Here is a 13,038-nt window from a genome sequence, read left to right as displayed (position 1 = left end):
CGCGTCCGGCGCGGCCGTGGGCTGCGGTCAGCCCTCCGCCGGGCTGACCAGCGTGCCGATCTTCTCACCCCGGACGGCCCGGACGATGTTGCCCTGCCCCATGAGGTCGAAGACCACGATGGGGAGCGCGTTGTCCATGCAGAGGCTGATGGCCGTGGCGTCCATGACCTTCAGGCTCCGCTGTAGAACTTCACCGTATTCCAAACGGTCGAACTTGACCGCGTCTGGATTCTTTCGGGGATCGGCATCGTAGACACCGTCCACTTGCGTGGCCTTCAGGACCGCCTCCGCACCGATCTCCAGCGCGCGCTGGGCGGCGGTGGTGTCCGTGGAGAAGAACGGCTGACCGAGCCCGGCACCGAAGATGACCACGCGGCCCTTCTCCAGGTGCCGCATGGCGCGGCGCGGGATGTAGGGCTCGGCCACCTGGCTCATGGTGATGGCGGTCTGCACCCGCGTGTCGAGCCCGAGCTTCTCCAGGAAGTCCTGCAGGGCCAGGCAGTTGATGACGGTGCCGATCATCCCCATGTAGTCGGCGCGCCCGCGGTCCATGCCGCGCTCCGCCATGACGGCGCCGCGGAACATGTTCCCGCCGCCGCACACGACCGCCACCTGCACGCCGTCCCGGACGGCTTCGGCGATCGCCTCGGCGACGTGCTGGACGACCTCCGGGTCGATGCCGAGCGGGTCGCGTCCGGCGAAGGCCTCGCCCGAGAGCTTCAGGAGCACCCTCTTCCAGCCCGCGCGCGGCGCGTGCTGGCCGGACGACGAGGCCGCCGTCGCGCTACTGGTCGTCTTGTCCGGCACGTCGGCGGCCTCCTCGTTGCGTTCGCTATGTCTCGGGTACTCGTCTCCAGAGTGCCCTTAAGCCTGCCCGACCTTGAAGCGGGCGAAGCGGACGACCTTCACGCCGGCCTCGTCGAGGACCTTCGCGATCGTCTTCTTGTTGTCCTTCACGAACGCCTGCTCCACGAGCACGAAGTCGCGGAAGTAGGCGTTCACCCGGCCCTCGACGATCTTCGGGATCGCCTGCTCGGGCTTGCCCTCGTCGCGGGTGAGCTGCTCGGCGAGCGCCCGCTCCTTCTCGATCGCCTCGGCGGGGATCTCCTCGCGGGTGAGGTACTTCGGAGCCATCGCCGCGATCTGCTGGGCGACGTCCTTGGCGACCTCGGCGTTCTCGCTGTCCAGCTCGACCAGCACGCCGGTGGTCGGCGGCAGCGACGGGTCGGACTTGTGCAGGTAGCTGGCCACGTAGGCGCCCTGGAAGTGGGCGAACCGGCGCAGCTCCAGCTTCTCGCCGATCTTGGCGCTGTTCTCCTCGATCAGGGCCTGGACGGTCTTGCCGGGCTCGATCTCGGTGGTCAGCAGGCCGGCGGCGTCCGTGACGCCGTTGGCGGCCGCGAACTCGACCAGGCGCTGGGCGAGCTCGATGAACTGCGCGTTCTTGGCGACGAAGTCGGTCTCGCAGTTGAGCTCCAGGAGCGCCCCGTCACCGGAGTTCGCAAAGTGCTCGGCGACCAGGCCGTTGGCGGCGGTGCGCTCAGCGCGCTTGCCGACGTCCTTGGCGCCCTTGAGACGCAGCAGCTCGGTCGCCTTCTCGAAGTCGCCGTCCGCCTCGGTGAGGGCGTTCTTCACGGCCATCATGCCGGAGCCGGTCAGGTCGCGCAGCCGCTTGACGTCAGCGGCGGTGAAGTTGGCCATCGCTCTCTTCGCTTCTCTCGTCGTTGGTCGTGTGACCCGCGACGGTCCCGGCGGCGTCCGCGCGGACGCCGCCGGGACCGCGGGATCAAGCCTGCTCGGCCTCGGCGGCCTTCGGGGCCTCCTCGGCCGGAGCGGCCTCGGTGTCCGCGGCGGCCTCCGCCGGAGCTTCGGCCGGAGCCTCGGACGGCGCCTCGGCGGGGGCCTCGGACGGAGCTTCGGCGGCGGCCTCGGCGGGAGCCTCGGTCTCGGCCGGGGCCTCCGCGGCGCCGTCGGCCTCGCCGGGCTTCAGCAGGTTGCGCTCCCACTCGGCCAGGGGCTCGCTGCCGGCGGCCGCCGCACCCTCCGCGGGCTTCTCGTCGCCACCGGGCGCGGCGCCCGCACGGGCGATGAGGCCGTCCGCGACGGAGTCGGCCACGACGCGGGTCAGCAGGCTGACGCTGCGGATGGCGTCGTCGTTGCCCGGGACCGGGTAGTCGACCTCGTCGGGGTCGCAGTTGGTGTCGAGGATGGCCACGACCGGGATGCCGAGCTTCTTGGCCTCGTTGACCGCGATGTGCTCCTTCTTGGTGTCCACGATCCAGATGGCGCTGGGAACCTTCGCCATGTCGCGGATACCGCCGAGGGTGCGCTCCAGCTTGTCCTTCTCGCGGCGCAGGCCGAGGAGCTCCTTCTTGGTCATGCCGGAACCGGCCACGTCGTCGTAGTTGATCTCCTCCAGCTCCTTGAGCCGGGTGAGCCGCTTGTGGACGGTGGAGAAGTTCGTGAGCATGCCGCCCAGCCAGCGCTGGTTGACGTAGGGCATGCCGACCCGGGTCGCCTGCTCGGCGATGGACTCCTGGGCCTGCTTCTTGGTGCCGACGAACAGGATCGTCCCGCCGTGGGCGACCGTGGCCTTGACGAACTCGAACGCGCGGTCGATGTAGGACAGCGACTGCTGCAGGTCGATGATGTAGATGCCGTTGCGCTCGGTGAGGATGAAGCGCTTCATCTTCGGGTTCCACCGGCGGGTCTGGTGGCCGAAGTGGACGCCGCTCTCGAGGAGCTGCCGCATGGTGACGACGGGTGCCATTGCCCGTGTTCTCCTTCTCTGACCCTGTCGGGCCACATTTGGTTGTCTGCCTGCGCCCGGGTGCTGCCCCACCGTCGCCGAGGCGACGGACCGAGGGACTGCGCCCCACCAGTTCGCGGTGGCATGCGGACGCGTGAAATCAGCCGCCGGGATACCTCCAGGCGGCTGTGACCCGTTGCCGAGTCTGGGTCCGTTCCGCTCTGGGAGCGGCTTCTCGCCGCCCGCCCTAGAGCGGAACGACGACGGCCTGGCCCTGACCGGTGCCCTCTCGGACACACCTACAGATTATCAGGGCGCGAAGGTGGCCGGGCCTCATCGATTCCCGCGGTTATCCACAGTTGGCGAACCCCGTCGACGAGCGGTGGCGTCGCCGGGCAGGGTTCGGTCCATGACCGTGTTCTCGCTGCTCCTCACGTGCATGATCGCCATCGGGTCGCCCGGCCTGGACGCCTGGCGGTGGCCTTTAGGCCCGCCGGCCCCACGGGTGGTGCGCGCCTTCTCGCCCCCAGCAGTCCCATGGGGCGCGGGCCACCGCGGCGTCGATCTCGCGGCGCGTCCGGGGCAGGCCGTCTACGCCGCCGGGCCCGGTCGCGTCGCGTACGCCGACGATCTGGCGGGCCGAGGCGTCGTGACGATCGACCACGGCGTCCTGCGGACCACGTACCTGCCCGTCCGGCCCAGCGTCCGCACTGGTCGCCGCGTCACGTCCGGCACGCGGATCGGCGTCCTGGAGCGGGGGATGCTCCACTGCCCCGTGACGTGCCTGCACTGGGGTCTGCGCCGTGGTGCCCTGTACCTGAATCCGCTCAACCTCGTCCAGCGCCAGGTACGTCTCCTGCCTCTCTGGCGACCGCCCACACCCACGGCGCCCCCTCCCCTTGCTTCGCCGTCTCCGCAGCCCAGAATGGCTCTGCGCGACGCTGCCACAGCCACGGGCGGAGCACTTTCGGGCATGCTTCTGTCCCTCGCCCTGGCCTTCGTCTGGCGTCGGACCCGCCTCCGCTTCCGACTGCACCGGCGCCGCCGTCAGCCGCCGGGCGTCATCAACCTTTCCCAGGAACGCCACCTACGCCGCGCTCCCTGACCGATCCCGTCCCGCCGCCCGGCTCCCCCCGAGCCGGGCGGCCCCAGGTGTCCCACCCAGGACGATCGACAACTCACAGCAATACACCCGCCTTGCGCTCCGCCGGAGGTGCCGCGCCGGCCCAAGCCCCCCGCCCGGCTCCACGCGTGCCGGGCGGCCAGGCTTCCCTACGTAGGCCGGGCGAAGAGTCGCAGGATCGGCGCCGCACACGCTTTCCCGGAGGTACCGCACCAGCGCTTCCCCGCCGCCGACTCTCCAAGAGGTGGACGCAAGCCGTGCCGCATGGGTGGAAGTGGGACGCAGTGCGCCGCCTGCTCGAGTTGCTAGTCGGAGCGGGAGCCGCGGGGGTGGGCTTGGCGGTGGACTTGCTTCAGGCGTTCGGCTGATACGTGCGTGTAGATCTGGGTCGTCTGCAAGGACGCGTGACCGAGGATCTCTTGCACGCTGCGCAGATCGGCGCCGCCTTCGAGAAGGTGGGTGGCGGCCGAGTGGCGTAGGCCGTGCGGAGCGAGGTCGGGAATCTGCCCTACCTCGGAGATCCGCGTGTGGACGATTCGCCGGGCGCTCGTGGGATGCAAGCGGCCTCCGCGTGCCCCAAGGAAGAGGGCGGGGCCGCTGTTCTGGGTCACCAGCTCCGGTCGTCCGGCGCGTAGCCAATCCTGAACGGCGCGGACGGCGGGCTCTCCTAGAGGAACCGTGCGCTCACGTCCGCCTTTACCCAGCACTCGAACGGTCCTGCGCCCGGTGTCCAGGTCGTCGACATCGAGCCCGCACAGTTCGCTCACACGGACTCCCGTGCCATAGAGAACCTCTAGGACGGCCAGGTCACGAAGCCCCATGGGCCCTTCGGCATCCACTGTGTCCAGAAGATGCGCCGCATCGTCCTGGGTGAGGACGGTAGGCAGATCACGCCGTCGTTTAGGCGTGCCCAGCAGCAAACCGGGGTCGTTTTCAAGAAGCCGCCGCCGGTGCAGATGGCGGGTGAACGCGCGGACTGCCGCCGTCCGTCGGGCCAGGGTCGCCCGGGATCGGCCAAGCGCATGCTGACGGGCGAGCCATGCCCGCAGCACCGAGACATCAAGTTCGGTCGGCTCCGTCAGGCCGGCAAGGGCGGCGTAAGCGCAGAAGTCCGCGAGATCCCCGAGATAAGCCCGCAGGGTATGGGGCGAGACGTCCCGCTCGGAGCGCAGGTGACGGCCGAACTCGGCGACGGCGTCCTCCAGCGCGTTGGTCACAGGCGTCACGCTGCGGTAAGGCCCCGTCCGAAGCAAGCACCGAACCCCGGTTTCGAGCGAATCACCCGGAAGCTCCCCCGTGTTATCCACAGAACGTCATTCTCTGACTACGCTCCGCGAGACTCCGGCACTGTCGAAGTCCGGAGGTGAGGCTTATGACTGCCCACATCAACCTCGGCCGCCGCGGCGAGGACGCCGCCGTCCGGTACCTGACCGGACTCGGCTGGACGATCCTCGACCGCAACTGGCGGTGCCCCGAAGGGGAACTGGACATCATCGCCCATGACGGCCGACGGCACGTCGTGTGCGAGGTGAAGACCCGCCGGTCGGCCCGCTTCGGTGATCCCTTCGACGCGATCACCGTCGACAAGGCCGCCCGGTTACGGCGGCTGGCCTGGCGGTGGGCCGCAGCGCACGGCGTCAGCGGCGCCCCCATGCGGGTGGACGCGCTCGGCCTGATCGGCGACGGCGACGACTTCGCGATCGATCATCTGAAGGAGGTGTGCTAGATGACGCTGGCCAGAACGCGCTCGGTCTCCCTCGTCGGCGTGGACGGGTTCGTCGTGGACGTCGAGGCGGCCATCACCAGCGGCGTCCCGGGCCTGCACCTCGTCGGCCTTCCGGACACGGCCCTCAGCGAGGCCCGCGACCGCGTCAGGGCGGCGATCTTCAACTCCGGCGAGGACTGGCCCAACCGCCACGTCACCGTCTCGCTGTTCCCGGCGAGCATGCCGAAGAAAGGAGCGACCTTCGATCTGGCCATCGCGATAGCGCTGCTCGGGGCGGCGGAGGTGGTCCCTCCGCGCAGCTGCGCGGAGATGGTGCTGATCGGCGAGCTGGGCCTGGACGGGCGCGTACGCCCCGCCCAAGGCGTGCTGCCCGCGGTGCTGGCCGCCGTGAACGGCGGGTACCGCACGGTCGTCGTCCCGCGCGCCAACGCCGAGGAGGCCGAACTCGTCCCTGACACGAAGGTGGTCCCCGCGAGCACGCTCCGCGGGCTGCTGTGCTTACTGCGCGACGAGCCACCGCCCTTCGAGGAGGAAGAGGAGGACTCCCCCTCACCTCCCAAAGGCTTCGGCCTTCGGCAACAGGACATCCCGCCCGATCTGGATCTGGCCGATGTCCGGGGTCAGGCCGAGGCCCGCCGCGCCCTGGAGATCAGCGCCGCGGGAGGGCACCACCTGTTCTTCGCCGGCCCGCCGGGCTGCGGGAAGACGATGCTCGCGGAGCGGCTCCCGACGCTGATGCCGCCCCTCGAACCGGAGGTCGCCCTGGAGGTCACCGCGATCCACTCCGTCGCCGGGACCCTCCGGCCAGGCCAGCCCTTGATCACGCAACCCCCGTTCTACGCACCGCACCACACGGCCTCCCGAGCCTCGATGGTCGGCGGAGGCTCGGGCCGCGTGCTCCAACCGGGCGCGGTCTCCCTGGCCCACCGGGGAATCCTCTTTCTGGACGAGGCGCCGGAGTTCATCGCCGGGACACTCGACGCCCTGCGGCAACCGCTCGAAGAAGGCGAGGTGCGAATCAGCCGCATCGAGGGCATCGCACACTTCCCCGCCCGGTTCACCCTCGTCCTCGCGGCGAATCCGTGCCCGTGCGCCGCGGCGAAACAGATCGACTGCTCCTGCGCCCCAGGGGTCCGCCGCAAGTACGCCAGCCGGGTGTCCGGCCCGCTGCTCGACCGCATCGACCTCAAACTGGAGCTCACCCCGGCCAGCCGCGCCGAACTCCGCTACGACCTGGAGTTCGCCGAGTCGAGCAAGGTGGTGGCCGAACGGGTCATGCTGGCCCGCGAACGGACGATGAGACGCCTGGCCGGCACCCCATGGCGGTCCAACTCCGAGGTCCCCGGCCCGGAACTGCGCCGCCGCTTCACGCCACCTCAGGAGGCGATGCACGGCGCCGACGAAGCCCTCCAACGCGGCACGCTCAGCGCACGCGGCCTCGACCGGATCCTCCGGGTGGCCTGGACCATCGCCGACCTGGCAGGCCACGACGAGCCCGGGCCGGACGACGTCGGCGGCGCGCTCACCCTCTGGTCCGCGGGGCGCCAATGAGCGACGAGCGAACCGCCCGCGCCACCCTGACCGCGGTCGCGGAACCCGGCGACGACTTCCTCAACCGGATGATCGACCACTGCGGCCCCGAGGGCGCGCTGGAGGCCATCCGGACCACCCGGCTCCCCCAGGGCATGTCAGCCACCCCTCAGGAGGTCCGGCGTCTGGACAACTGGCGGATCCGGCTCATCGCAGCGGAGCCCGATCAGGACATGGCCGTCTGCGCACGGTTCCGCGGCCGCCTCATCTGCCCGGGAGACCCCGAATGGCCGACGACCCTCTACGATCTCGGCGCCGGCCGCCCGTACGCCCTGTGGCTGCACGGCCCCGGCGACCTGCGGTACAGCTGCCTGCGTTCGGTCGCCATCGTCGGTTCCCGCGCCGCGTCCCCCTACGGGCTGCGCGCCGCCGCCGACTTCGCCTCCGAACTCGCCGACCAGGGCTGGTCGGTGATCTCCGGCGGCGCCCTCGGCATCGACGCGGCGGCCCACCGCGGCTCCCTGGCCGCCGACGGCCCGACCGTCGCGGTCCTGGCGAACGGCGTGGACGTCCCCTACCCGGCGTCCAATGAGGGGCTCTTCGCCGAGATGGCGCGGCGCTCTCTCCTCGTGAGCGAGTCGCCGCCGGGCACCCACCCGCATCGCCTCCGCTTCCTCGTCCGCAACCGGGTGATCGCGGCCCTCTCCCGGGGCACGGTCGTCGTCGAGGCGGAGGCGCGCAGCGGCGCCCTCAACACGGCCGGATGGGCGGCCAAACTCGGCCGTGTGGTCATGGCGGTGCCGGGCCCGATCACCTCTCGCTCCTCGATCGGCTGCCACCGTCTTCTGCGTGAGGAGGGCGCCACCCTCGTGACCCGCCCCGAGGAGATCGTGGAGGCCGTCGGCCGCATCGGCACCGACCTGGCCCCGCCGCCGGCCACTCCCGTCCTGCCTCGCGACCGTCTGGAACGGGTCACCCGCTCCGTCCTGGAGGCGTTTCCAGCCCGCGGCGCGGCCGGACCCGCCCAGCTCGCCGTCAAGGCGGGTGTTGACCTGAACACCGTCAACGCCAAGCTCGGCCTGCTCGCCGCAGGCGGATTCATAGAGCGCACGTCCGCCGGCTGGCGCCTGACGAAGTCCGGCAGGTCGAACAGCCCGCCACCCACACAGGCGGTCGACCCTCCCGACCTCCCCCGCATCGGAAACGACCATCCACTGGAGCCCCGATGACTCTGACCTCCGGCCGCGTTGCCTCCACCCTTCAGCGAAGACCAAATCCCCTGAAGCGCGTCCCGCGCCGCGCCTCAGCGAAAGGCACAAAGCGCCTGCACGGCGACAAGGGCGTGGTGGTGCGGTCCCCCGCCAGCGTGCTCCCGACGGTCACCGGCGAGGCCGGGTCGGGCAACAGGCGGACCTGCAACTCCGGCTCCTCACCAACCGGCCACCGCAGTGCCCGGGGTGCCTGCGGTGTCAGCGCTGTCGCCGACCCTGGCGGCCTCGCCGGTGGCGGCGGTGACGACGGCTCGCCAGCATCGACAGCCTCGGCAGTGTCGGCGCTGTCGACGGCCTCGGCGGTATCGGCGACCTCGGTGGTATCGACGACCTCGGTGGTATCGACGACCTCGGTGGTATGGCGACCTCGGTGATGCGACGACCTCGACGGTGTCGGCGACTTCGGCGATGCCGGCGACCTCGGCGGCCTCGCCGGTGGCGGCGGTATCGACGGCCTCGCCAGCATCGACAGCCTCGGCAGTGTCGGCAGTGTCGGCAGTGTCGACGGCCTCGGCGATATCGGCGACCTCGGCGGTATCGACGGTCTCGGTGGTATCGGCGACCTCGGTGATGTCGACGACCTCGACGGTGTCGGCGACTTCGGCGATGCCGGCGACCTCGGCGGCCTCGGCGGTGGCGGCGGTGGCGGCGACCTCGGCGGCCTCGCCGGTGGCGGCGGTGGCGGACGGCGACCGCGTCTGGGGCGGCCTCGGGAAGTGGAAGGGGTGCTTGCGCGGCTTGTTATGCCAGGGCGGCCAGGCGACGGCTTTTCGTGGGTCAAGACCCGCCGGGGGTCGGCCGTTCCCACCCGCGGCGATGTTTCCGAGGGGTGTCGGCGATCGCACGGTGAGGCGTCGACCTGGCTGGACGAGGGCGTCCTCTTGCTCCAGCGATCACCAACTCAGCGGAAGCGGTCGTGCTTGTGGGTGGCTACTGCTCGGCGGGGAGTTCGAACTCGCTCTTCGCCAACTCCTCGACGTTGACGTCCTTGAACGTCACGACTCGAACGTTCTTGACGAAGCGGGCCGGGCGGTACATGTCCCAGACCCACGCGTCCTGCATGGTGACCTCGAAGAAGACCTCGCCGTTGTCGACGCTGCGCACCTGGAGGTCGACCGAGTTCGTGAGGTAGAACCGCCGCTCGGTCTCGACGACGTAGCTGAACAGCCCGAGGACGTCGCGGTACTCGCGATAGAGCTGCAACTCCATCTCGGTCTCGTACTTCTCGAGATCCTCCGCGCTCACGCTCGTGCCCCTTCCGTGCGGTCCTCATCGGGGAGCTCCCCCTCGGTCTCCTCCTCCAGGACCACCTCTCCATTGTTGCGCAAGGCACGCCCGACATTGACGTAGGAGAAACGATGCTCCGGACACGGACCGTGCACTTCCAGCGCCCTGCCGTGCGCACGGGTCACGTAGCCCTTGTGAACATCGAAGCCGTACTCGGGATAACGCTCATGGAGCTCCACCATGATCCGGTCCCTGGTGACCTTCGCGATGATGGAGGCCGCCGCGACGCAGGCCGCGACCTGGTCGCCTTTGATCATGGGGAGGCCGGGCACGTCCAGCCCCGGCACCGCGAATCCGTCGCTGATCACGTAGGCGGGCCGCTTGTCGAGGGCGGCCAGCGCCCGCCGCATCCCGGTGATGTTGCACCGGTGCAGGCCCAACCGGTCGATGTCATGGCATGGGATGACGATCGCGCTCCACGCGTACGCACGCTCGGTGATCTCCGCGTACAGCCGCTCCCGGCGCGCCGGTGTGAGCAGCTTGGAATCCGTGAGGCCGTCGATCTTCCCTCGTCCGCCCTGGAGGATCACCGCGCCGACGACCATCGGCCCCGCGCAGGCCCCCCGACCCGCCTCGTCGACGCCGGCGACAGGGCTGAAGCCCGCGTGGGCGAGAGCCCGCTCGTACGCGAACAGTCCTGCGTCCCGGCGCGGCGTGAAGCGGAGTGGACGACCGTTCATGCTCCGCAGCGTACGTCCCACCGAGCCCCGGCCGCTCCCCGAACGCCACGCTTACTGCCGTATGCCGCACCACACCGGAAACCACCCAAGTCAGAAAGCAGCCCCCGCGTTCTCTCCGCCCCAATGGCGCACCATCCCCACCCGGTCAGGCTGAGGGACATGGGCGGCAAAGGGCCCGGCAGCCTGAAGGGGTTTGCTGGTCCAGCCACCGCAGCATCGCCATCAGCGGCCCCGACCGGCTTGAGCGGTCAGGGGGTGATTGATGCCGGGGTTTGGTCAGGGTTTGTGGTGGTGGCGGCGTCTGAGGTAGGCGAGAGGCAGGGAGCAGAGGATGCCCAGGGCGTAGGGGGCAGCAGGGAGAGCGGCTGCGCCGGCCTTTTCCAGGGCGGGTTGTTTGAAGGTGGCCGGGATCGGCAGGGTGCCCAGGCGGTCCAGAGGCCAGACGATGACGAAGGCGCGGCCGATGACGCGGTCGATCGGGATGGTGCCGCCGCCCGGGTCGCCGCGGTGGGAGCGCGAGTCGTAGGACAGTTCGCGGTGGTCGCCCATCACCCAGAGCTGACCCGGCTTCACAGTGACGTCGAAGGGGTCGTTGGAGGGCTTGTTCTGCTCATGGGTGATCGGGTCAGTGAAGATGTAGGACTTCTCGTCCAGGGGGACCCCGTTGACGGTGACGCGGCCTTGCGCGTCGCAGCACTTGACGTGGTCGCCGGGGATGCCGATGACGCGCTTGATGTAGTCCTTCTCGTTGGGCGCGACGCCGAAGGCGGTGCCGACGGCGCGCAGGGCCTTGGAGACGGGATTGCTGGGCTCGTTGACCTGGACCTCGGGGTCCCAGGAGTCGAGGCCGTTGAAAACGATGACGTCACCGCGGGCGATGTCCCGGGTGTGGTAGACGATCTTGTTGACCAGGACGCGGTCGCCGACCTGGAGGGTGTTCTCCATGGAGCCGGACGGGATGTAGAACGCCTGGACCGCGAACGCCTTGATGACGAGGGCCAGCACGACGGCGACCACGATGAGGACGGGAAGCTCTTTCCAGAAGGAGCCCTGCTTCTTCTTTCGCTTGCCGTCTTCTTCGGAGTCGTCGGCCGTTTCATCGGCCGAGTCCACGGGCTCCTTCTCTTCGGGCACCGCGCCCTCGGCTTCGGATCGCACGTCTCTCCGATCGTCCTCGTCAGTCATCAGAGCGAAAGCCTAGCGGCGCGATGCCCGTGGGACGCCGCGCGTGGGCGTGTCGCCGACGGCCAAGCCGATCATCTCCGTCCAGAACGGGCAACGCCCCGGGCACCGTCGCCGGTTCCCGGGGCATCGTGGTCCATCGGCTCAGTGCTCGCGCTTCTCCTTGATGCGCGCGGCCTTGCCGCGCAGGTTGCGCAGGTAGTAGAGCTTGGCGCGGCGCACGTCGCCGCGGGTGACGACCTCGATCTTGTCGATCGAGGGGCTGTTCAGCGGGAACGTCCGCTCGACGCCGACGCTGTAGCTGACCTTCCGGACGGTGAAGGTCTCGCGGGCGCCGCCGCCCTGCCGCCGGATCACCACGCCCTGGAAGACCTGGATTCGGCTCCGGTTGCCCTCCGTGACGCGCACGTGCACCTTCAGCGTGTCGCCCGGACGGAAGTCCGGGACGTCGGCGCGCATCGCGGCCTTCTCGATCTCCTGGATCAGGGTGTGCATCGCAGCGGTTCCTCGTGGTCGAACGCGGGCGTCGAGAGGCCCCGGTGGGTCTTTCGTGGGGGCGTCGCGCCGCGGAAAGTGGTCTTGGGGTGCCGTGCGGTATGGACGCACGGACGCCTTAGTCTGCCATATCTTCGCCGTCAACCGGAAAACCGGCCTCGCGCAGCACGGCGCGGTCGTGCTTGTCGAGAGCCTCCGGCGCGAGGCGGGAGAGCAGTTCGGGGCGGTGGCGGGCCGTCCGGCGCAGCGCCTCGTCGCGCCGCCAGCGGGCGATCGCACCATGGTGTCCCGAGAGAAGAATGTCCGGAACAGGCCGCTCCCGCCAGACGGGAGGCTTGGTGTAGACGGGCCCTTCGAGGAGCGACTCCATCGCGCCTGGGGCGAAGGAGTCGTCGGCGACGGAGTCGGCGTTGCCGAGGACGCCGGGCAGAAGGCGGCCGATCGCCTCCACCATGACGAGGACGGCGACCTCCCCGCCGGCGAGGACGAAGTCGCCGAGGCTGACCTCGTCCACCGGCATGCGAGTGCGTGCCTCCTCGGCTACCCGGGAGTCGATGCCCTCGTAGCGGCCGCAGGCGAAGATCAGCCACGGCTCCGCCGCGTACCGCACCGCGTCCGCCTGCGTGAACGGCCGCCCGCTCGGCGTCGGAATGATCAGCCGCGGCACCGCCCCGGCGGCGGCGGACGTCTCGGCTTCCCCACCGGCCGATTCCAGACCGGGCGCGGGAGGCGCGCCCGTTCCGGCGATGCCTGGCGAACCCGTTCTGGACGCGCTGAGTGAGCCCGCCTCCGGCTTCGCTGACGGGTCCGTCGCGGAAGCGCGAGCGGTTTCAGCCCTGTACGCGCCGGGCTGCGGCTCCAATGCGTCCGGGGAAGCCGGTTCGGACGCTCCCGGCTGGCCTGGAGCGAGTCGGCCTCTTGTGGACGGGTCTCCCCCGCCGTGCGAACCGGCGTCGGTCGCACCGCTGGAAGATGTCGCGCTGGAGGCGTTTCCT

Annotated in this window: 13 protein-coding genes and 1 pseudogene; 4 read left to right on the top strand and 10 right to left on the bottom strand. The window is 70.2% G+C overall.

Features of this window, described 5'->3' with window-relative positions; genetic code table 11:
- Positions 1–27: 27 nt before the first annotated feature.
- The 3 genes from pyrH to rpsB form a co-directional block, all read right to left on the bottom strand.
- Positions 28–729 (bottom strand): UMP kinase, encoded by a 702-nt coding sequence (pyrH, locus tag ABD944_RS11040; protein ID WP_378189359.1) that lies wholly within the window; start codon positions 727–729, stop codon positions 28–30.
- Positions 730–864: 135 nt separating this feature from the next.
- Entirely contained in the window at positions 865–1,701 is an 837-nt protein-coding gene (gene tsf, locus ABD944_RS11035; RefSeq protein WP_345175019.1) for a translation elongation factor Ts, read from the bottom strand.
- A gap of 85 nt (positions 1,702–1,786) precedes the next feature.
- Complete coding sequence (rpsB, locus tag ABD944_RS11030) at positions 1,787–2,770, bottom strand: 30S ribosomal protein S2 (protein WP_345175017.1); 984 nt, start codon at positions 2,768–2,770, stop codon at positions 1,787–1,789.
- 388 nt (positions 2,771–3,158) lie between these two features.
- Between rpsB and ABD944_RS11025 the strand changes: the two genes are divergently transcribed.
- Positions 3,159–3,854, top strand: a complete 696-nt coding sequence (locus ABD944_RS11025; protein ID WP_345175015.1) for a murein hydrolase activator EnvC family protein — start codon at positions 3,159–3,161, stop codon at positions 3,852–3,854.
- Positions 3,855–4,177: 323 nt separating this feature from the next.
- Here the strand turns inward: ABD944_RS11025 and ABD944_RS11020 are convergent, their stop codons facing one another.
- Positions 4,178–5,089: a tyrosine recombinase XerC gene (locus ABD944_RS11020; protein ID WP_345175013.1), complete on the bottom strand. Its 912-nt coding sequence runs from the start codon at positions 5,087–5,089 to the stop codon at positions 4,178–4,180.
- Positions 5,090–5,244: 155 nt separating this feature from the next.
- Here ABD944_RS11020 and ABD944_RS11015 point away from each other — a divergent pair, with 155 nt between their 5' ends.
- From ABD944_RS11015 to dprA, 3 genes are read left to right on the top strand one after another with little or no spacing between them, the layout of a single operon-like run.
- Entirely contained in the window at positions 5,245–5,598 is a 354-nt protein-coding gene (locus ABD944_RS11015) for a YraN family protein (protein ID WP_345175011.1), read from the top strand.
- Entirely contained in the window at positions 5,599–7,149 is a 1,551-nt protein-coding gene (locus ABD944_RS11010) for a YifB family Mg chelatase-like AAA ATPase (protein ID WP_345175009.1), read from the top strand.
- The gene (dprA, locus tag ABD944_RS11005; protein WP_345175007.1) at positions 7,146–8,357 is read left to right on the top strand and encodes a DNA-processing protein DprA; all 1,212 of its coding nucleotides are present in this window, start codon (positions 7,146–7,148) and stop codon (positions 8,355–8,357) included. The genes ABD944_RS11010 and dprA overlap by 4 nt, the downstream gene beginning before the upstream one ends.
- A 200-nt stretch (positions 8,358–8,557) precedes the next feature.
- Here the strand turns inward: dprA and ABD944_RS11000 are convergent, their stop codons facing one another.
- From ABD944_RS11000 to trmD, 6 genes and pseudogenes are all read right to left on the bottom strand, one after another.
- Complete coding sequence (locus ABD944_RS11000; protein ID WP_345175005.1) at positions 8,558–9,244, bottom strand: hypothetical protein; 687 nt, start codon at positions 9,242–9,244, stop codon at positions 8,558–8,560.
- Positions 9,245–9,329: 85 nt separating this feature from the next.
- Positions 9,330–9,644, bottom strand: coding sequence for a DUF2469 domain-containing protein (locus tag ABD944_RS10995; protein ID WP_185023091.1), 315 nt, complete (start codon positions 9,642–9,644; stop codon positions 9,330–9,332).
- A complete protein-coding gene (locus tag ABD944_RS10990; protein WP_345175000.1) occupies positions 9,641–10,366 on the bottom strand; it encodes a ribonuclease HII in 726 nt (241 codons plus the stop codon). The genes ABD944_RS10995 and ABD944_RS10990 overlap by 4 nt, the downstream gene beginning before the upstream one ends.
- Positions 10,367–10,642: 276 nt before the next feature.
- Positions 10,643–11,524 carry a signal peptidase I gene (gene lepB, locus ABD944_RS10985; protein WP_345174998.1) on the bottom strand — a complete coding sequence of 294 codons (882 nt, stop codon included), beginning with the start codon at positions 11,522–11,524 and terminating at the stop codon, positions 10,643–10,645.
- A 168-nt stretch (positions 11,525–11,692) separates the two neighbouring features.
- On the bottom strand, positions 11,693–12,043 hold the full coding sequence (rplS, locus tag ABD944_RS10980) for a 50S ribosomal protein L19 (protein WP_149257798.1): 351 nt from the start codon (positions 12,041–12,043) through the stop codon (positions 11,693–11,695).
- A 118-nt stretch (positions 12,044–12,161) separates the two neighbouring features.
- Positions 12,162–12,803, bottom strand: a pseudogene (gene trmD / locus ABD944_RS10975) (tRNA (guanine(37)-N(1))-methyltransferase); the annotation flags it as partial.
- Between the last annotated feature and the right edge of the window lie 235 nt (positions 12,804–13,038).

The organism is Actinomadura verrucosospora, from assembly GCF_039540335.1.
GTDB classification, from domain to species: Bacteria; Actinomycetota; Actinomycetes; order Streptosporangiales; family Streptosporangiaceae; genus Spirillospora; species Spirillospora verrucosospora.
The sequence above is the reverse complement of the archived record's forward strand: the minus strand, read 5'-3'. Positions and strand labels throughout refer to the sequence as shown.